This is a genomic window from Nocardia transvalensis (assembly GCF_015477765.1).
Classification (GTDB): Bacteria; Actinomycetota; Actinomycetes; order Mycobacteriales; family Mycobacteriaceae; genus Nocardia; species Nocardia transvalensis_A.
This window is the reverse complement of the sequence record NZ_JADLQQ010000002.1, coordinates 704897-724281: the sequence shown is the minus strand read 5'-3', so window position 1 is coordinate 724281 and position 19385 is coordinate 704897. Positions and strand designations below refer to the sequence as shown.

Sequence of the window (19385 nt, the reverse complement as noted above, 5' to 3'; positions counted from 1 at the left end):
GTGCCACGAAGAAACCACGCGGCCACCGACCGCACGCAGCGCGGCAAGACCGTCCTGCACGCCCGCGGCGGCCCCGGCGACACCTTCCGGTGCGTGGGCTGTCGGCTCGACGTGCCCACCAGCGCCCCGGGCACCGCGCACCGCAACCACTGCCCGCACTGCCTGACCAGCCGTCACGTCGACCGCCACACCCCAGGCGACCGCGCCGAATCCTGCCGCGGCCGCATGCAGGCGCTCAGCCTGACCGCACGCGACGACGGTGAATGGTTGCTGGTGCACCAATGCCTGGCCTGCGGGGCACTGAAACTGAACCGCATCGCCGGCGACGACAACGCTCTCGCGCTCATGCGAATAGCGTTGCGCCCCTTGGCCGATTCCCGCATCGGCCACCGCGCCCTGCTGGCGCTGTGAAACTCCCGGTGCCGACCGCACCGCGCACGGTCGGCACCGGGAACCACCACCGGCGCGGCCGCCGGGAAGCCGAGATCCTGCTCGCACCACCTATGGTGGTTTGCATCAGCCGCTACCGGATAGGACACCCACCATGATCAAGGTGTTCCTGGTCGACGACCACGAGATCGTCCGGCGAGGCCTGGCCGATCTGCTCGAGGGCGACCCGGACCTGACCGTCGTCGGCGAGGCCGGTGACGTGGCCCAGGCCCTGGCCCGCATACCGGCCCTGCGCCCCGACGTCGCGGTTCTCGATGTCCGCCTGCCCGACGGCAACGGCATCGAACTGTGCCGCGACCTGCTGACCTCACTCGACGACCTGCGTTGCCTGATCCTGACCTCCTTCACCGACGAACAGGCCATGCTCGACGCCATCCTCGCCGGCGCCAGCGGGTACGTCGTCAAGGACATCAAGGGCATGGAACTGGCCCAGGCCATCAAGGCCGTCGGCTCCGGCCGCTCGCTGCTGGACAACCGCGCCGCGGCCGCGCTGATGGACCGGCTGCGCCGCAGCACCGCACCCGACGGCCCGCTGGCCGGACTGAGCGAGCAGGAACGCAAACTGCTCGATCTGCTCGGCGAGGGCCTGACCAACCGGCAGATCGCCGAACGCATGTTCCTGGCGGAGAAGACCGTCAAGAACTATGTCTCACGGCTGCTGGCCAAACTCGGCATGGAACGCCGCACCCAGGCCGCGATCTACGCCTCCAAACTGCGCTCCGGACAACCACCGTCGCCCTGACCACCCGCGCGGCCTCGATACAATGCAGCTGGTATGGACCCGCACTCCCGAGAGATCAGGACCGCCGCGACCACCGATGACTCGGGGGTGGGCTCCTATTCGGTGCGCGACACCCTGGGGCAGCTGCGCCTGCGGGAGCTGCTCACCGAGGTCAAGGACCGCGTCGAGCAGATCATCGACGCCCGCGACCGGATGGACGGACTCGTCGAGGCGATGCTGACCATCACCGCGGGCCTGGACCTGGGCCGAACGTTGAGCACCATCGTGCACACCGCGATCACCCTCGTCGACGCCGAGTACGGCGCGTTGGGCGTGCGCGGGCACGACAGCCAGCTCAGCCAGTTCATCTACGAGGGCATCGACGATCCGACGCGGCGGCTGATCGGCGACCTGCCGCAGGGCCGCGGCGTGCTCGGACTGCTGTTCAGCCAGCCCAAGCCGATCCGGTTGGACAACCTCGCCGACCATCCGGCCTCGGTCGGATTCCCGCCCAACCATCCGCCGATGCGCAGCTTCCTCGGTGTGCCGGTGCGGGTGCGCGACGACATCTTCGGCAATCTGTACCTGACCGAGAAGCGCGGCGGGCAGCCGTTCACCGACGACGACGAGCTGATCGTGCAGGCCCTCGCCGCGGCCGCCGGTATCGCCGTCGACAACGCCCGCCTCTACGACTCCGCCCGCAAGCGGCAGGCCTGGATCGCGGCCACCCGCGACCTGACCACCGAATTCCTCGCCGGCACCGACTCCGAGGAGGTGCTGGCACACCTGGTCGACCAGGCCCGGCAGCTGACCCACTCCGAACAGGTGTTGCTGGCCGTCACCGGCGACACCGACCTGCCGCCCGACCAGGTCGCCGAGCTGCGCATCAGTCACAGCTCCGGAGCATCCGGCGAGATCGGCCGCAGCCTGGCACCGGCGGGCACCACCCTCGGCCGGGCATTCACCGCCCGCACCCCGCTGCGCATCGACGACGCCCGCGACACCGATCTGGCCGATCTGTTCCCCGGCGCCGGGCCCGTCCTGGTCCTGCCGCTGCACACCCCCGGCTCGGCCTTCGGCGTGCTGATCACCGTGCGCCCCGGCGACGCCGCGCCCTACGACGACGAAATCCTGGAATTGGCCGCGGCATTCACCGACCAGGCCGCCCTGGCCCGCCAGCTCGCCGAGACCCAGCAGCGGATGCGCGAACTCGACGTGCTCGCCGACCGTGACCGCATCGCCCGCGATCTGCACGACCACGTCATCCAACGGCTGTTCGCGATCGGCCTGGCCCTGCAGGGCACCGTGCCGCGCACCCACAAGCCGGACGTGAAGGCCCGCCTGAACGACGCCATCAACGAATTGCAGGACGTGGTGCAGGAGATCCGCACCTCGATCTTCGACCTGCACGGCGGCCACGCGCCCAGCACCCGGCTGCGGCAGCGCATCGATCAGGTCATCCGGCAGCAAGTCGGCGACCACCCCATCCGCACCTCCCTGCGGGCGACCGGGCCGCTGTCGGTGGTCGACCCCGAACTGGCCGACCACGCCGAAGCCGTTGTGCGCGAGGCGGTCAGCAATGCCGTGCGGCATTCCGGCGCCGACACCGTCGAAGTCGAGCTCGCGGTCGCCGACGACCTCACGGTGACGGTCACCGACGACGGGTGCGGCATCCCCGACTCGATCACCCCCAGCGGCCTGGTCAACCTGCGCCGACGCGCCGAATCCGCCGGGGGTAGCTGCACGGTGACCGCCGGTGAGCCTGGCGGCGGCCACCGGCGCGGCACCCGCCTGTTCTGGTCGGTGCCGCTGCGCTGACCGCGTCCTGGCGCTCGTTTGCACCGTCCGGTCCCGGGTAGCCGCTCAGCATGAGCACCGTGACCGCTTCGACCGAGGTACAGGTACCGATCCGCACCGCCTACAACCAGTGGACCCAGTTCGAGTCGTTTCCGCGATTCATGGAGGGCGTCGAGCGCGTCGAACAGCTCGACGACACCCATACGCACTGGAAGATCAAGGTCGGCCCCGTGGAGCGGGAGTTCGACGCCACCATCACCGAACAACATCCCGACGAGCGGGTGGCGTGGCGCTCCGACAGCGGGCCCGAACACGCCGGCGTGGTGACCTTTCACCGCATCGACGACGACACCACCCGCGTCATCACCCAGATGGACGTCGATCCGGAGGGCTTCGTCGAGAATGTCGGCGACAAGCTCGGCCTGCTCGACCGGCGGGTGAAGGGCGACCTCGAACGATTCAAGAAGTTCATCGAGGAACAGCCCCGTGAAACCGGCGCCTGGCGCGGTGACGTTCCGCGCCCCGGTAGCTGATCGGAAAGGAGAACCGACGAGATGAGTGCCACCGACAAGGCCAAGAACAAGATCGACGATCTGACCGGTCGGGCCAAGGAGAAGTACGGCGAGGCCACCGACGATCCGGACAAGCAGAACGAGGGCAAGGCCGATCAGGTCAAATCCGACCTGAAGGATGCGGGCGAGAAGGTCAAGGACGCCTTCCGTCGCTGATATCGGCCCCGACGGTGAAGGGGACCGCCGCCCGGCGGTCCCCTTTCTCGTGCGTTCATCCGATCATCGAGTCGTCAACCAGAGGTTGACGGGATGGATGCGTCCCGGCTAGCGTCGGCGCATGACCACGAACCCGCCGGAGCACACACCGTTTTCCGGACAGGAGTCGCATCGGCTCCGAGCCGTGGCCGAATCCTTCGGTGTCGATGCCGGCCGCTACGACCGGTCGCGGCCCAGCTATCCGAAAGCCCTGGTGGACAGGATTGTTGCCGGGGCGCCGGGCCGGGAGATCCTCGATGTCGGGATCGGTACGGGGATCGTGGCCCGGCAGTTGCGGGCGGCGGGGTGCAGTGTGCTCGGTGTCGAACCGGATGTGCGGATGGCCGAATTCGCCCGCCGGGACGGAATACCGGTGGAGGTGAGCACATTCGAGACCTGGGATCCGCGCGGGCGCCGGTTCGATGCGGTGGTGTCGGGCCAGGCGTGGCACTGGGTCGATCCGGTCGTGGGCGCGGCCCGGGCGGGCCGGGCGCTGCGGCCCGGCGGCGCACTGGCGGTGTTCTGGAACGTGAGCCGACCACCGGACGATCTGAACGAGGCATTCCTCGAGGTCTACCGTCGCGTCATCCCGGACTCCCCCATGGCGCAACTGTCCGCCTCCGCCGTCGGTATCGGGGCGTATTCGATCATGTGCGACAAGGCATCCGACGGAATCCGGCGGTCCGGCACGTTCGATGAGCCGCAGCTGTGGACCGCCGAGTGGGACCGGGCCTACACCCGCGACGAGTGGCTCGAATTCTCGGCCACCACCGGCGCCACCACTCGGCTTCCGAAAGACGTTCTGGACAGGGTGCTTTCGGGTCTGGGCGCGGCGATCGACGCGGCCGGTGGCAGCCTGCTCTGTCGTTACACCACCGTCGCGGTCATGGCGACGTCTCGGTGATCGTCATTCGCGGACCCGGCGCAGGCGGCGCAGCAGCACCGGGTGCGTGAGGGCCCACAGCACCACGCCGATGGCGAGCATGATCCCAGCGATCGCATATTGCATGGGGCTGCGGCCGGTGAACGGGGTGACCAGGAAGGCGCAGCACAGCGCGCCGACGACCGGAAGGAAGGTCGGGGTACGGAAATGCTTGTGCGGCACTGGGTCTCGGCGCAGGACCAGGACGGCGACATTGACGACGGTGAAGACCGCCAGCAGCAGCAGCGAGGTGGTGCCGCCCAGTTCGGGCACCTCGCCGACGAAGGTGATCAGGCCGATGGCCAACGCGGTGGTGAAGGTGATCGCGACCCAGGGGGTGCGGCGAGTGGGTTGAACCCGCCCGAGGACCCGCGGGATCACCCCTTGCCGGGCCATGCCGTAGAGCAGGCGGCTGGCCATCATCATGTTGATCAGCGCCGAGTTGGCGACCGCGAACAGGGTGATGAAGGCGAAGATTCGAGTCGGAAAGCCCGGCGCCCCGATCTCGACCACCTTCAGCAGCGGTGTGTCGCCCTCGCCCAGTTCCTTCAACGGCACCAGCGCGACGGCGGTGATCGACACCAGCACGTAGATCAACCCGGTGATGCAGAGCCCGGCGAGCAGGACCTTCGGGAAGATCCGGCTCGGGTCCTTGCACTCCTCGGCCATATTCACCGAATCCTCGAAACCGACCATCGAATAGAAGGCCAGCGTGGTGGCGACGATGACCCCGCCCAGCGCGGTCCGGTCGCCGGTGGTGAACTCGGTGACGCGGCCGAAGTCGCCGTCACCGACGCCCAGTGCCCACAAACCGATTCCGACGACGATCAGCAGGCCGCTCAGCTCCACACAGGTGAGGACCACATTCGCCCACACGCTCTCGCTGACCCCGCGCAGATTGATCACCGCGGCGGTCACGATGAACGCCAAGGCCACGAGGGTGATGCCGACACCTGCGCTGAGGCGCAGATGGAATGCCTCGGCGAAATTGGCGGCGAAGGCCCGCGCCGCGGTCGAGGCCGAGGTGAGCCCGGAACTCATCACCGCGAAAGCGACCATGAACGTGAAGAATTGGATGCCGAACGCCTTGTGCGTATACAACGCGGCTCCGGCGGCATGCGGATATTTGGTGACCAGCTCCAGATAGCTCAGCCCCGTCACGAGCGCGACCAGGAACGCCACCACGAACGGCACCCACACCGCCCCACCGACATACCCGGCGACCCTTCCGGTGAGGGCATAGATCCCCGTCCCCAGAATGTCGCCGACGATGAACAACAACAGCAGTCCCGGGCCCATCACCCGCTGCAGTGACGGCTCCGCTGTCCGATCGCTCTCCGCCGCGGTCTCGACCACGCCGACTCCTCTCCCCGGGGCGCGGCTACTCCCCCGCGCGAGCCCTATATGTACCCGTCCTCCAGGACTGTAGCCACCCTCACCGCCGCCGGCGCGTTGTTCGCGCCTCGCGCTGATCGATAACCTGTGCCTGCCGACCGATGAAGCACGCCGCATCGCGCAACCGGTCCACGTCGACCGTGACTACCCCCGACATTGCGAACCCCCTGCGAATGTGCCCCATGCCCTCGAGACCAGCGGCACCGCCTGCCAGTTCGAGGGAAACCTTTGCATTCCAAGCAATCCCGCACTGTAGTGGCCTGCACGGAACATCCACAGACCCTAGAAGGAAGGGCGCTCGCGCAGGTCGCGGGTCGTTCGGGTCAGCGCGTCGGTGGTGTCGGTGACGAAGCCGAGAAGCGCTGTCAGGTCGTGGTCGTGGTAGTCGGCGAGTTGCTCGGCGATCGCCCGGCCCAGATCTGCGAACAGCGGTGTCACGCGCTGGACGACGGTGTCGGTGAGAGCGATGAGGACGCGGCGCCGATCCGCCGGGTCGCGGTCGCGGCGCACGTAACCGGCCTTCTCGAGCCTGTCGACCATGGCCGTCACGGCCCCGCCGCGGGTGATGCCGATGCGACGCGCGAGCTGACCGGGAGTCTGCGGGCCGTCCATACTGAGCAGGTTCAGACAGCTCAGGTCGGTGACGGTGAGGCCGAGCCGGCTCGCCACGGCCGAATGGAACAGCACCGTCCGGGTCGCCTGCTCGCGCAGCGCGAGCTGAAGCGAGTTCAGGGTTTCGTTCCGGGCCTTCCCCGATGTCATCGCTGGTCGATCCTTCCTAATCTCTCTGCAATAGAGAAGCTCTCGAGTAGAGAGTAATGGCAGGGTCGAGGAGGCCGAACATGATGACAACCACACGCGCGATTGCACTTTGGGTGCTGGTGATATTCGTCGGGATCCAGTTCGGGGCGGGCTGGTACGAGAAGCTGGGCGTCATCCCGATGTGGGCCGACGTTCCTCCCGAGCAGGCGCTGACCGCGATGGAGCAATCCGGTTTCCGGCGGGCGGGCCGGGCGTTCTGGCCGTTCGTTTCTCCCGTCGTCGCACTGCTCTCCCTGATCAATCTCTACCTGGCGTGGCGAACCCCGGTCCCGTTCCGCCGTTGGTGGCTGGCCGCCGCCGCGATCATGGCCTGCTACTCGGCATCGACCTACGGCTACTTCGCCACTCGCATGCTCCTGTTCCAATCCCACGGCGCCGACTGGTCCCCCGCACGAGTGGACTCGTTCATCGACACCTGGACCACTCTGAACTACCCCCGCATGATCCTCGGCGCAATCGGCTGGGTGTGCGCCCTGCGTGCGCTGTCCCTGTCGGGCAACCCGACCCGGGCGGCGGCGGTCGAGAGCGGAGGCGGACGAACCCGGCATCCCGAATTCTAGGGATATTGCAGACCGCCGGGTCGGTCTAGCGTCGAGGCGCACAGGGGTTGGGGTGCTCGGACTTTTCACGAATTGCCCGCGGGCACGCCCGCGCGCGGGTGCGAAACAGCCAGCACGATCGGAGGGCACGGGGTGGGGAGTGACCTGGTCACCACACTGCGGAGAAGGAATGCGCGACGCTCGGGAGCCGACGCGTCCGGGGGTTGCTCGATACAACTGAACATCTTGGGCCCGGTCGTGGTCACCGACGGTGACCGCGATCTGGGCGTGGGAAGGCCCCTCGAACGGGCCGCGCTGGTGCGGCTCGCGCTCGCGCGCGGAATGCCGGTGCCGGATACGCGACTGGCCGCCGATCTGTGGGGTGAGCAGCAGCTCAACCGCCCGGTGGAGCGGCTGCGCGTGCTGATGTCGCGGCTGCGGGCGGCAGTGGGGAGTTGCGGTCACGTCGTGCTGCGCTCCCCGGCGGGATACCGGACCAGCGTCACGATCGCCGATCTGGCCGCGGCGCAGGCCGCCGCGGATCTGATGCATGCCGCGCAGCGCGCCGGAGACCACGAGGCCGTGCGCGCGGCGGCCGATGCGGCCTTGCGGCTGTGGCGCGGTCCGGCGCTGGCCGATCTCACCGCGGCGCCGTTCGCCCGGGCCGAGGCGGCTCGCCTGGAGGAATGGCGGCTGGGGTTGGTCGTGGCCGGGGCCGATGCCGCGCTCCGCCTCGGCGCCGCCGCCGAAATACGCACGCAGCTGGCCGCTTCGGCGGCCGAACACCCTCTGCACGAGCCACTGGTGCGGCTGTACGTGCTGGCGCTGTATCAGACCGGAAGCCACGTCGAGGCGCTGGATCGGCTGCGCCGGCTGCGGCGGACCCTGTCGGAGGATCTCGGCGTGGATCCCGCGCCCGAGACGGCCGATCTGGAACTGCGGATACTGCGCCACGATCCGACGCTGCGCCCGTCCGGGGCGTCGGCGGCCGCACCGCAGCGCTCGGCGCGCTCCGGTCCCGTGCTGATTCTCGACGACGCCGCCGAGGTGACCGAGGAGGTCCGGGCGGTCCTCGACGCACTGGTGAGCCGGATGCCGGACCTGACGGTGCTGGTGACCTCGCAACGACTCCGTGCCGATGACAACAAGTCGGCGTGAAATGCGCTCGAGACGCCGGTGAGACGCACCGGCTGAAGACTGGCTCCCATCGAGAGGAGTTCGCATGGTTGACAGCCTTTTTGCCGATGTGTCCTATTACCAGGCGCCGGTCGACGACTCGTATCCGTATCGGATATTGAGCTTCCGTTCGAATGACGGCACCTTTGCCGACCCCAACTTCTGGCACAACTACGCCTGGGCCTCCCGGGCCGCCGATGCCGGGGTGCTGGCGTGCTTCATCGTCTACTTCTATTGGCGGCCCAATTGGCTCGACACCGTGAACACCCACCGGGACATGATTTCTCGGGCCGGTGGTCCGCACCCTCGGATGATCTCCATGATCGACGTCGAATCGGGCGGCAATCCCGGTGGTGATCAGTCCGACGGAATCAACCGCGCCTATTGGAATCTCGCGGATTGGCTCGGCGATCGGCGCAGGGTCATCGGCTATGCCAACACCGGCGATCTGTTCGGCATGTGGGGTGAGCGCCCCGACGGCCTGCGCCTGATCGGCGCGGGCTACGGGCGAAATCCCCACCTGCCCGGCCAGATCGCCCACCAATACACCGACGGCAACGGTTACGGCGGCGGCCTGCCCGAGGGCTGTCCGCCCTTCGGCAACTGCGACATGAACGCCGCGAACGGCCTGTCGCCCGAGGAATTCGCCGCGCAGTGCGGCATCGGAATCGAGGAGGAATTCATGACCGCGTTGAACGAGCACGAACAGCGTGAACTGCTGGAGAAGACCCGCGACATCTGGATTCAGCTGCGCGGCCCGGACGGCGCCGGCTGGCCGCAACTGGGTCAGAACGAGCAGGGCCAGAATCTGACGCCGGTGGATGCGCTCGCGGTGGTCGAACAGGCCGTGCGGCAGAAGAACATTCAGCAGAGCAAGCAGTGACGCGCCCATGAGCCAGTCGGTCGACACGCTGCTGCTCCGCCTCGCCGACCGGGCCGGGGTCCACGACCTCGTATTCCCGGCCGGGGACCCCGGACGCACGCGGATTCGGACGCTGATCGCGGCGATGTATCAGCTGCCGTTCGCCGTGCTGCGCGATGTCACGGCGGTCGACGTGGTGGCCACCGCCTGCGCGCGGCCGCTGTATCCGGTGGTCCGCCGCGCCGGGAACTGGACCCAGACCATGCCGGGGCATGTCCGCACCGATGTCGACATCGTCGGCAGCGACGGCGCCGACCCGCAGTGGATCGACATCGTGGCCGACGCGTCGGCCACCGTGGTCCTCGAGATCGATCCGGGTGAGCTGGAGTCGTTCGGTATCGGGGATCTCGGTGCGTTCGCCACCCTCGACGAATTCCGGGCGAAGTTCCACTATCTCGATCTCGACGCGTTCATGCGCGAACACGGGCTGAGCACGGTCGAGGAGCTGCGGGGCGCGTTTCACTATCTGCTCGCCGAGGTGAAACTCAAACCGGCGCCTCCCTTCGATCCCGCCGACCCGGCCGCCACCCGCCGGCTGGGTCTGCGGATCGCGATCCTGATCCGCGACGCCGTCGATATCACCGGCGCGCTGCGGGACGTGCGGCAGATTCTGGCCGCGCAGGGGCCGGTCGTCGACGAACACCGCGACCGGGATTTCGCCGAAATCACCGCGCAGCTGGCGCCTGTCGTGGTGTTCCCGGCCGGGAGCGAGGCGGGCACCGGATTCACCCGCGAGCAGATCACCGCCTTCTTCGCCACCCAGCAGATACTCGCCGTTTTCCTCTGAACATCCAAGGAGCAGAAATGACCAGTCGCCGAGCGCGAACCGACGATCCGGACAACGACCCCGTCGAGCAGCCGCCGACCGATCCGGAAACACCGATCACCATGTCGCACGAGGAAATCGAGGAATATCGCGCGAAATTGCGTGCCAAGTACCACGAGCCGTGACGATGCGGCGCCACCGAATCAGCTCACTCCCAGCTAGGAGAACACCCTCATGGCACTTCGATATGTACGTGTCTTTCCTTCGTTCGACTATTACCCGCCCGCGGTGCGCCCGACCGGGAATCTGGTCGTGATCGGGGCCGCCACGGCCAGTAGCGTCAACGTCCCCGTCCAGGTCACCTCTCCGGACGAGGCGCGGGCGAAATTCAGCGCGCCGAACGCCGCCGCGTCGCCCCTGACCACCTCGCTGATCACCGCGATGCGGCAGAGCCCGACCGCGACTCAGTTCTGGGGCATCCGCCAGGACACCGACATCACCAAATCCCTTGTCGCCGCGGAGGCTTTGAACGTTCAGTTCGTGGTCTTGGCCGCCACGCCGCTGACCGCCGACAGCGGCAGGGCCGGTGGCGCCATCGCCGCCCTGCGCGACCACGTGGTCACCGTCTCCGACCGCGTGGACGGCAAGGAACGGATGGGTGTGGCGATGCTGTCCAAGGACGTCGCCGATGCCGCGCTCGTGACCGGCGTGCTGGCCCACGACCGCATGGTCTATGTCGCCCATCGCAGCGACGACGACGCGGCCGCCGCGGTGGCCGGCACCATCGCGGGCTATCCGCCCTACACCTCGATGGTGCTCAAACAGGTGGCGATCGTCAGTCCCCCGTTCACCAGCGCCCAGATCGACACCCTCAACGGCAGTGAGGACGAGAGCAATCCGGTGCCGCCCGGCATCGCCGGTAACGGCGTGATCTGGCTGACCTCCCCGACGCTCATTCCGGGCGGCGGTGTCTACCTCGGCGAAGGCTATACCGGCAACTCCAGAGGCCTGAAGTTCATCGACGTCCAGCGCACCATCGACGACGTCACCTTCCGGCTCAAGGCCCGCATGATCGGTGCGATCGGCAATCTGCGGATCAGCCGATCCGGGTTGCGCGCGTTGGTCGTTCAGATGGAGGCGGTGCTCAACCCACTGGTCGAGGCCGGTGTGCTGGAGGGATTCACCGTCACCGTTCCGGTGCTCAATCTGCTCGACGCGGATCCGGCCACGCTCACCCCGGCGCAGGTGCAGGCGGTCCGGGACGCCCACAGCAGGCGGATCGCGCAGGTCCTGGTCGGCGTCGAGTACGCCGGCGCCATGCACCGCATCAACATCAACCTGAAATTCAACTAGCGGCAGCTCCGCGAATGGCGAGGACACCAACATGCCCACCTGGAACACCCGACTCGAAGTGCGCCTCGGCAGCACCGTCGTCAGCCCGATCTCCCAGTTCACGCCCACCTTCAATGTGCCCCACACCGTGGTGCACAGCGTGGAGGCCGACAACCTCGGCTATGTCCGGCAACCGCAGACCTTCACCTTCACCATGACGGTGCAGGCGTTCGCCTCGGTGGTCGCCGAACTCACCCAGCTCGCGGTGACCGGCAAGGAATTCGAGATCGCCGTCGCCGAGAAGACCGGCACCGATTGGTCTTTCAAGGCGCTGAAGTTCGGCCGCTGCATCATCACCTCGGCCAACCCGAGCAACGTCGTCATCGACGGCGTTCCGCAGGCCACGTTCACCTGCATGTGCCTGCAGCCCGGAATCGAGTGAACGATGAACGACGAATTCGACCCGTCCGCCGACGGAACAGAGCCGGGCGATGAGCCGGTCTACCACTTTCCCGTGGAGGTGGAGGTCGTCGGCGAACTGGGTGAACAACACCTGCGGCAGGTCGCGAAATACGTCTTCGACCAATTGCACACGACGTTGCGCAGCCGCGGCTGACCGCGTCCAGGTCGGTGAAAAGGAAAGGAGGACACCATGTCAACGCAGACACGACCCGAGAACCCCCTGCCGATGGCCGCCAGGGGCGCGGGCACAACCGCCATACCCGTGAAGGTGCGGGTGGTCGGTACTCCTTCCGCCACCGACCTGGACCGGTTGACTCGATCGGTGGCGCGTGCGGTCGGCAATCGGCTGCGCGCCTCGAAAACCGCCACGGATGCACGGAAAGCAGCGCGCGCCAAGGCCGAAGCCGCCGATCCTGCGTCCGGCGCGCCGGATCAGGACATTCGACAGCGGCTCGCGCGAGTCGACCGCGAGCTGGCCACCGGCATCGGCGTCCGATCCCCCGCCGCGATCGCTGAGCTGCAGGCCGAGCGGCAGCATCTGCTCGACGCTCTCGCCGCCGCTCTCGCCGAGCGACTGGCCGAGAACAAGAAACAGCAGACGATCGGCATCGGCGTCCGTTCCCCCGAGGCGTTCGCGCGCCTGGAAGAGGACGAGCGCCGCATCGCCGGTGAATTGGCCGCGGCACAACTGCTGGCCCAACAGGCGGCCGGAACCTTGCCCCCGCCGGAGAATCTTCCGATCGACTGGTTCGCCGGTCACCAGGCCCGCGGGTTGAGCGGAGAAAGGCTGGTCGGCGAGCGGTACTACCCCGGGGCGACCCCGCTGCCGCGCAACTATCCCGCCGCCGATTTCCTCGAGGGCGGCACGCGCACTCCGCTGACCGGCACGGTCCGTGTCGGAGCGCGGCGATTGCCGTTGTCCCCCGGCAGCATTCGCGTGGAGGGCGGCACCCTGATCCAGGTCAAGACCGTCGACAACGGTCCCGGCCGCTTCGGCGAACCCGGGGATCTGCGCGCCGAGCTGAGCACGGGGCTGCGCAAGCTGGTCGAAGCCGACCAGGGGACCGCTCGCAGCGAAACCCGTGGCGGCGAGGCATTCCGCGTCGAGCACAGCGGCACCGCCGACCGAAAAATCCTGCACGTCGAAATGCAATACGAACCGACCGCCGCGCAGGCCGCCGAACTGGAGCAGGTTCGCGCGGCCGGCGAACTGAACAACATCGAGGTCGTGGTCAACTCGCCCAAACGGCCCTCGGCGGCGCTACCGGGCGCCACCGGACTGGCTCTCGGCGCGGCAGGCGTCCTCGGACGCGAATTCAGGCGTGCGGATCAGCAGCGGCAGCAGGGCTACGCGCCGGTCGGTGCGGCCGCCTACGCCGAGGAACCCTGGTATGTCCAGCTGGGCAGCTTCTTTCGCCTGGACTGGTTCGAGTCCGGCGTGCGGGAGCCGGGCCCGGCCGATATTCCGGTGTGGCGCACCGAAGTTCGCCGCAAGGCGGACGCCAAGAGGCCCGGCGAATCGCTGGATTTCCTCTGGCAGGCCCCCGACCGCTCGAGCCCCATCCCACGCACCCTGAGCATTCCCGTGACCTATCGCAAAGGGCCCGACGGCCACTGGTCCGTCGAGTCGGTGGACGACGCGCCGAAGGGTTTCACCCCACCCGATCTCAACCTCGTGCTCGACCCGGCCGTCGGCGACAGCACCGTCGAGTCGATGCTGTCGCACGGAGGGGCCTGATGACCGGAACGGAAGCTACCGCGGCCCCGGCGATTTCGGTGCAATACACCGGAACCGCGGCATCGGAGAACCCGCGCGGCGTGGAAGAGGCGATCCGGCGCGGCATCGCGCAGGCCGTGCGAGAACACCACGACACGGTGGACCCGAAGCCCCTCCCTCGTCGCGAGCGCACCGATGTGCATGCGGCGGAACGGGAATTCCATGTCCTCGGCGACCTCCTGCGCATCGGGCAGACCCCGTCGAGCCCGGTGCTCGGCTTCGGGCGGGATATCCCGCAGTGGGTGCGGGCGGGCGGGAACCTCGAGGTCGAGGCCGACGACCCGGTACGCGCCGTGGAATGGGGCACCTATCTTTTCGGTGCGCGCGGCTTCGCGGTACTGACCTCCGCGCAGCGGCCCGGACGGCTGCTCGTGCGTCCGCTCGCGACACCCCTGCGCGCCGCGGACTTCGGCGGCTTCGCCCCCGCCGTCAGTCGTGAACCGGGCGGCGAGGGCACCGTGACGTCGGCTCCGGCCACCGGGGCCACCTTCCTCACCGATGCGAGCCTGCAGCCACTGACGATCACCACAGCCGAAGGGATACGGCTCTACCGCACATACCGTGCCCAGTCGCCCACCGACTGGTCCGGACAGAACATCGACCGCCGACTGGCCGATCCCACTGACCCGGGCAGGCTGCGCGCCTCGGACGTCGGGGAGGTGGTGCACGCACTCACGCTGGAACATTCCGACGACCTCGCCGTCGCGCACGTTCTCGCCACGCTGGATCGTTCGCTCTTCGCGGCGATGAGCCTCGAGGACCGCCGGCGCTATCTGCTGGCTCTGATGCGCCTGTCGGAGAAGGCGATCAGCGGCGTGGATTCCGACCAGCTCGGCGCCGCCCTGGTCGACCTGATCGCCTCCTGCCGCTCGACGGCCGAACTGGATGCCCTGCTCGCGCCGCTGGCCACCGACGGCTCGCTGCTGCGGCTGTTCGCCCGATTCGACAAGCCGACGTTTCGCCTGCTGCACGCCGTCGGTGCACATGTGCCGCTCACCCCGCTGGAACCGGGTCAGCTGATGGACATCGTCGTCTACCAACTCCGACACCCGCTGTCGACCCTGGACGTCGTCGAGTTCGTGGGCACCGCCTACGACTGGTTGCGCGCCACCGTGAGCAGCCTGGCCGACCTGCCGCTGCTGCCGGTCGAACTCGGCGGCAGCCTGCCCGAGCTCTACGAGCTCTACATGGTGCTGTGCCGGGCGCTCGGCACCGTGCCCGTGCCGATCCCCGGCGTAGTGACCGTGACCGGCCCGCCCGATCCGGAAGCGCTGGCGCAGCTGCGGACATTGCTGGCGAGCGCGGGCACGGCCGGACGGCAAGCGCTGCAGGGCCTGCAGCACATCGAGGAGCTCGCGGGCGCGGCCGGTGCGGTCGGGAGCGCCCTGTTGCGCCGAGTCGCGCAGGTGATACTGCTGGAGATCCTGGCCGCATACCTCACCGCTCCCCGGCAGGCGGCGGCCGCGGCACAGCGAATTTCCGCCCAGGCCAGGCTGTTCGAGGCGCTGGCGGCGGCGCTGCGGCTGCAGGATGCGGGTGAAGTGGGTCGGCTCATGCGGCTGCTGCCGGAGTCCGCCGCCGAGGACGTCCTGCGCCTGCTGCGGCAAGCACCTCCCCGCGCCCGCACCCTCGCGCGGTTCCTCGCCGCGAACGAGCAGGCGGGCGAGTCCGGTGAGCGACTGCTGGCCGCCCTGCGGATCGCCCGCACGGTGCAGGAAACCCTCGGCCCGGCAACCGAATTGGCCGAGGATGTGGTCGCCGGGACGCGGCGAGTCCTCGAACTGGTGCGCTCGCGACCGAATTGGTCCGGCTCGGCCGTGCGTGCGGTGTTGGCCAGGACCTCCGATGCCGAGCTGGCCGATCTGCTGCGGGTCGCGGGCCGTCTCACCGCTGACCAGGTGGGCGCTCTCGGACCTGCCGAATTCGCCGGGGCGGCCGGGGCGCAGGGTGCCCTGCGGTTCGTCACCGAGGCGGGCGGGCATGCGTTGGCACCGACGGTGCGGCTGTTCGGTTCCCACGCCACCCGGTACAAGCATTTCCTCGCCCAGGTCGCAGCGGCGAAGCGACGCCTGGGGCCGCAGCAGTACTACGAACTGCTCGAACGGCTCGCGGCCGGGGACCGGGCGGGATTCGACGACGCCGAATGGTTGTCGGAGGTCGCCGGTGAGCTGGAAAAGAAGCTGCGGCCGGGCGCCCGTCCGCTCATCCCCGCCAGCGCGCTCGGCGACATCGCGGCCATCTCGAGCAGAGCGAAATTCCGCCGCGCCGTGACGGCGATCCTGCGCGAGAACCCCGGCCATCCGCTGCGGTTCCTGCTGAACGACAAGGGTGTGCTGCGGTCGGACATGGGCGATTTCGCGCATTGGCTCGAGCACCCCGACATCACCGAGGCCGGTCATCTGGCGAGCGGGAAATCGCTCGGTGCGACCGGCGCGGATCGGTTCGTGGTGATGTCCCGATACCGGAACCGGTTGGCCGCCAGCGTCATCGAACACCCCGCCAAGGGCGGATACATGGTCAACGAGTTCGCGCTCGATATCGAGGGGATCCCGGTCGACCCACAGACCGCGCTGGACTGGGTGGCCAAGGGCCATCTCGATCCGGCCGTGGTCGACCGTGCCCCCTTCGTGCGATACCAGCCCGAGTGAAAGGAGCCGGACACGTGACGGCACAACCAGTACTGATCGGCCCCGTCCCGCTGCTGTACGTGCAGAGCATCTCGATGACCGAGGGGTATCGGATCCAGCGCATCGCCGACAGCAAGTTCTCCCAGGCCCTCGCGCCCACCCGCAAGGCCATCGCCGTGGAGGCCATGCTGCTCGGACCCGACCGCCTGGTGCTGAAGAAGGCGCTCGAGGTGCTGGCGCTCAATTCCCGGCTGCTGGTCGCCGCGACCGCGAAAACCCTGGCGCTGACCGGAATTCCGGTGGTGTGCGGGTTCACCATCAGCCTGGATATGCAGATCACCGATCTGCGATTCACCCAGAGCGTGCAGAAACGCGACGCCCTCGACGTCTCGATCAGCCTCGAACACGTGCCGCGCAGCACGCCCACGGCGCTGGCGGGCGAGATCGCCGATCTGGCACTGGCCGCGGGCACCGCGGTGTTCGCAGGCCCCGCCGCCCCGTCCGCGGTACCCGTCGTCCCCTCGGTCCCGCTGTGAACCACCGAACCGCTTGCGAGGCAACGCCTATGACCACCGCCCTGCGCTACCCCTACCTGACACTGCCGATCGACGCCGACCGGGGATTCCCGCAAGCCGTGCGGATCTCACTGGGCGAACGCATCTATGCACTCTCGGCCCACGTCAACGTGACCGACGAGCAGCTGCTGCGCCACGACCGGCCGCTGCCGCTGCCGTCGCCGGGGGCATTCCTGGTGCTCGAGGTGTCCACCGACGAGTCCGACGGCACCCGGATCCTGTTCCGCCGCAAGGTGGTTCCGCATCTGCAGTACCACGCCCACGAGCTGGCGCTGGTCTTCACCGAACTGTCCGTGCACCCGCTGAACCTCAATGGTTCCGGTGCGCACGGCTCGTCCGTGGTGGGAGGGGTGGCGCTGCGATGGGCTTCGTGATCTGGTATCAGCTCGCATTCCGCACCGGCGTCGACGGTGCGCCGTTCCTGCGGGTGAGCAACGACGTGCTGGCCGGTGGTCTGCTCATGGATGCGGCCGTCACCACCGAGGCCACCCTGGGACCGCACCCGTCGACCTTCGAGATCACGCTGTGGGATCTGCCGGTGGACGACGCCAAGGACCTCGCCGAACGCGCCCGCCGCCAGGCCGGATCGGCACAGCCGATCCTGGTCGAGATCCGACTGGGCTACTTCGATCAGCCCGCGACCCAGCGCAACCCGGTGCTGCTCGGCGCGATCACCGAAACCCACAACGACGTCGCGGCCGACGGCAGCCTGCTGACCCGCGTCAAAGGGTTCGAACGGGCGGGGTATCTGCTGCGGCGACAGGACTATCGGTATCACAAGCCGGGCGCATCCAGCTTCGAGGAGATCCTGCAGGACCTGCAGCAGAAGACGACGGTGCCCATCTCCCACCAGGGCGTCGAGGGCGAAGACACCGATCTCACCATCGCCGCGGGCACGGCGCTCAGCGCGCTCGGGGAGCTGGCGAGACGTGCGCATGTGCCGCTGGCCGTGCGTGCCGGTGCCGCCGTCCTCGGCACCGTCGATGCCGCGATCACAGCCCGTTTCCGCGCCGAGCACAACATCGTCGCCAAGCGCCGCTGGGACAGCGTCGCCGCGGATCCGCAGGCCCCGCCGGGCACCACGACCCGCTATCGGCTGACCGTACTCGGCGATCCCACCCTGCAGATAGGCGCGAGAGTCGAGCTGGAGGACAGCGACTCCCGCGATCTGCGTACCGAATCGGTCCGGCACCTGTTCAGCCTGCACGACGGCTACACCTGCGAGGTGACGCTGCTCGACACCGCCGCGGCGAACCGGCCGCGCGCGGTGGACGGCGTGCACGCCGTCGCCGACGACATGGTGTCGATGACCCGCTCGCTGCTCGCCGACCGCCCTGCCGTCGACATCGGTGACATCGCCTCCTACAACGCGACCGGCGCGGGCGACAACGGCGGGCACCGAGCGACCGTGAACTACGGGCAGCGCCGCACCGGGTCCAGCGTCGACGATCCGGTGGACGACACGGTCGTCCTGCACGACAAGCCGATGGCCTCGGTCTTCGCCTGGGACCGAACGGGATTGATGGTTCCGGTGTATCCGGGCATGCGCGCGGTGCTGCTGCACAACGGGGGCGAGGTCAACGATGCGCTCACGACGGGATTCCTGTGGTCGCGCCAGGCGAATCAGCAACCGCCCGAGAACGAGTCGGGCGACTACTGGCTGTGCCTGCCTACCGAGGTGGCCGATGCGCGCCCGGTCGGCAAGGGCGTCAACGACCTCACCGACGCCGGCGGGCATCGGGTGATCCAGGCGGTCGGACTGGGCATCGAGATCGGCACGGACATCCTGCCCGAGGTCGGCAAGCGTCCCCGGCCGCCGACGGGCCAGGCGCTGACCATCACACACGCCCAGGCAACGACGATCACCATCGCCGAGGACGGGTCGGTGGCCGTGACCACCGACGGCAAGGATGTCACCCTCGGCAACGGCCAGGCGTCGATCACCCTGCGCGGCGGCGAAATCACCCTGAGCGCCGACACCATCAAGCTCGCGGCGTCGTCGGTGGAGGTGGGGTGATGGCGACGGTGCTGGTGACCGGCGCGCAACTCCAGTGCGGGCACGGGCCGATCACGGTGAACTCCAGTGCGGTGCTGAGGGTCGGGGGCCATCCGGTGCTGCGCGAATCGGACTTTGCCCAGGCCGATTTCAAGGCGTGCGCCGCGTCGACTCCGCCGGGCAAGTGCACGAAGTTCGGGCCGTTCACCGCGGGTCTGTCGACGGTGCTGCAGGTCGGCGGAGAACGCGTCGTCCTTGCCACGGCCGACGCGGCGATCACACCCGGCGGAAAGCTGCTCGTCACACAGCCGGGCCAAACCGTACTCGACGCGAAGTGAG

At 68.5% G+C, this 19385-nt stretch carries 22 protein-coding genes; 20 read left to right on the top strand and 2 right to left on the bottom strand.

The annotated features are described in order from the left end of the window. The 6 genes from IU452_RS07390 (at nt 1) to IU452_RS07365 (ending at nt 4639) form a co-directional block, all read left to right on the top strand. Entirely contained in the window at nt 1-411 is a 411-nt protein-coding gene (locus tag IU452_RS07390) for an RNHCP domain-containing protein (RefSeq protein WP_195108124.1), read from the top strand. A 133-nt stretch (nt 412-544) separates the two neighbouring features. After that, nucleotides 545-1192 carry a response regulator gene (locus IU452_RS07385; protein WP_195108123.1) on the top strand — a complete coding sequence of 216 codons (648 nt, stop codon included), beginning with the start codon at nt 545-547 and terminating at the stop codon, nt 1190-1192. 33 nt (nt 1193-1225) lie between these two features. After that, complete coding sequence (locus tag IU452_RS07380; protein WP_195108122.1) at nt 1226-2989, top strand: GAF domain-containing sensor histidine kinase; 1764 nt, start codon at nt 1226-1228, stop codon at nt 2987-2989. A gap of 50 nt (nt 2990-3039) precedes the next feature. After that, nucleotides 3040-3501: an SRPBCC family protein gene (locus IU452_RS07375; protein WP_195108121.1), complete on the top strand. Its 462-nt coding sequence runs from the start codon at nt 3040-3042 to the stop codon at nt 3499-3501. A gap of 21 nt (nt 3502-3522) precedes the next feature. After that, a complete protein-coding gene (locus IU452_RS07370) occupies nt 3523-3696 on the top strand; it encodes a CsbD family protein (RefSeq protein WP_195108120.1) in 174 nt (57 codons plus the stop codon). Between the two features lie 121 nt (nt 3697-3817). Next, a complete protein-coding gene (locus IU452_RS07365; protein WP_195108119.1) occupies nt 3818-4639 on the top strand; it encodes a class I SAM-dependent methyltransferase in 822 nt (273 codons plus the stop codon). A 3-nt stretch (nt 4640-4642) separates the two neighbouring features. On the opposite strand, the gene IU452_RS07360 is transcribed toward IU452_RS07365, so the two are convergent. After that, on the bottom strand, nt 4643-5956 hold the full coding sequence (locus IU452_RS07360) for an APC family permease (protein WP_195108306.1): 1314 nt from the start codon (nt 5954-5956) through the stop codon (nt 4643-4645). Nucleotides 5957-6334: 378 nt separating this feature from the next. Beyond that, the gene (locus IU452_RS07355; RefSeq protein WP_195108118.1) at nt 6335-6814 is read right to left on the bottom strand and encodes a MarR family transcriptional regulator; all 480 of its coding nucleotides are present in this window, start codon (nt 6812-6814) and stop codon (nt 6335-6337) included. Between the two features lie 80 nt (nt 6815-6894). On the opposite strand from IU452_RS07355, the gene IU452_RS07350 reads away from it, so the two are divergent. The 14 genes from IU452_RS07350 to IU452_RS07285 all read left to right on the top strand — a co-directional run bounded on the left by IU452_RS07350 (nt 6895) and on the right by IU452_RS07285 (nt 19384). Then, on the top strand, nt 6895-7434 hold the full coding sequence (locus IU452_RS07350) for a DUF1772 domain-containing protein (protein WP_195108117.1): 540 nt from the start codon (nt 6895-6897) through the stop codon (nt 7432-7434). 225 nt (nt 7435-7659) lie between these two features. Beyond that, nucleotides 7660-8571 (top strand): AfsR/SARP family transcriptional regulator, encoded by a 912-nt coding sequence (locus tag IU452_RS07345; RefSeq protein WP_195108116.1) that lies wholly within the window; start codon nt 7660-7662, stop codon nt 8569-8571. Nucleotides 8572-8635: 64 nt separating this feature from the next. Continuing rightward, nucleotides 8636-9472 carry a hypothetical protein gene (locus tag IU452_RS07340; RefSeq protein ID WP_195108115.1) on the top strand — a complete coding sequence of 279 codons (837 nt, stop codon included), beginning with the start codon at nt 8636-8638 and terminating at the stop codon, nt 9470-9472. Between the two features lie 7 nt (nt 9473-9479). Next, on the top strand, nt 9480-10298 hold the full coding sequence (locus IU452_RS07335) for a hypothetical protein (protein ID WP_195108114.1): 819 nt from the start codon (nt 9480-9482) through the stop codon (nt 10296-10298). Nucleotides 10299-10315: 17 nt separating this feature from the next. Continuing rightward, complete coding sequence (locus tag IU452_RS07330) at nt 10316-10462, top strand: hypothetical protein (RefSeq protein ID WP_195108113.1); 147 nt, start codon at nt 10316-10318, stop codon at nt 10460-10462. 49 nt (nt 10463-10511) lie between these two features. After that, nucleotides 10512-11630 (top strand): hypothetical protein, encoded by a 1119-nt coding sequence (locus tag IU452_RS07325; protein WP_195108112.1) that lies wholly within the window; start codon nt 10512-10514, stop codon nt 11628-11630. Nucleotides 11631-11661: 31 nt separating this feature from the next. Further along, nucleotides 11662-12051: a hypothetical protein gene (locus IU452_RS07320; RefSeq protein ID WP_195108111.1), complete on the top strand. Its 390-nt coding sequence runs from the start codon at nt 11662-11664 to the stop codon at nt 12049-12051. 3 nt (nt 12052-12054) lie between these two features. Then, nucleotides 12055-12225, top strand: a complete 171-nt coding sequence (locus IU452_RS07315; RefSeq protein ID WP_195108110.1) for a hypothetical protein — start codon at nt 12055-12057, stop codon at nt 12223-12225. A gap of 36 nt (nt 12226-12261) precedes the next feature. Then, complete coding sequence (locus tag IU452_RS07310) at nt 12262-13809, top strand: hypothetical protein (protein WP_195108109.1); 1548 nt, start codon at nt 12262-12264, stop codon at nt 13807-13809. Next, nucleotides 13809-16496: a polymorphic toxin type 5 domain-containing protein gene (locus IU452_RS07305; protein WP_195108108.1), complete on the top strand. Its 2688-nt coding sequence runs from the start codon at nt 13809-13811 to the stop codon at nt 16494-16496. Before IU452_RS07310 ends, IU452_RS07305 begins: the two co-directional genes overlap by 1 nt. 14 nt (nt 16497-16510) lie before the next feature. Continuing rightward, nucleotides 16511-17011, top strand: a complete 501-nt coding sequence (locus IU452_RS07300) for a hypothetical protein (protein ID WP_195108107.1) — start codon at nt 16511-16513, stop codon at nt 17009-17011. 29 nt (nt 17012-17040) lie between these two features. Beyond that, nucleotides 17041-17424, top strand: coding sequence for a hypothetical protein (locus IU452_RS07295; RefSeq protein ID WP_195108106.1), 384 nt, complete (start codon nt 17041-17043; stop codon nt 17422-17424). After that, on the top strand, nt 17412-19067 hold the full coding sequence (locus tag IU452_RS07290; protein ID WP_195108105.1) for a hypothetical protein: 1656 nt from the start codon (nt 17412-17414) through the stop codon (nt 19065-19067). Before IU452_RS07295 ends, IU452_RS07290 begins: the two co-directional genes overlap by 13 nt. Then, nucleotides 19067-19384, top strand: coding sequence for a hypothetical protein (locus IU452_RS07285; RefSeq protein WP_195108104.1), 318 nt, complete (start codon nt 19067-19069; stop codon nt 19382-19384). Before IU452_RS07290 ends, IU452_RS07285 begins: the two co-directional genes overlap by 1 nt. The last annotated feature ends 1 nt before the right edge of the window (nt 19385 follow it).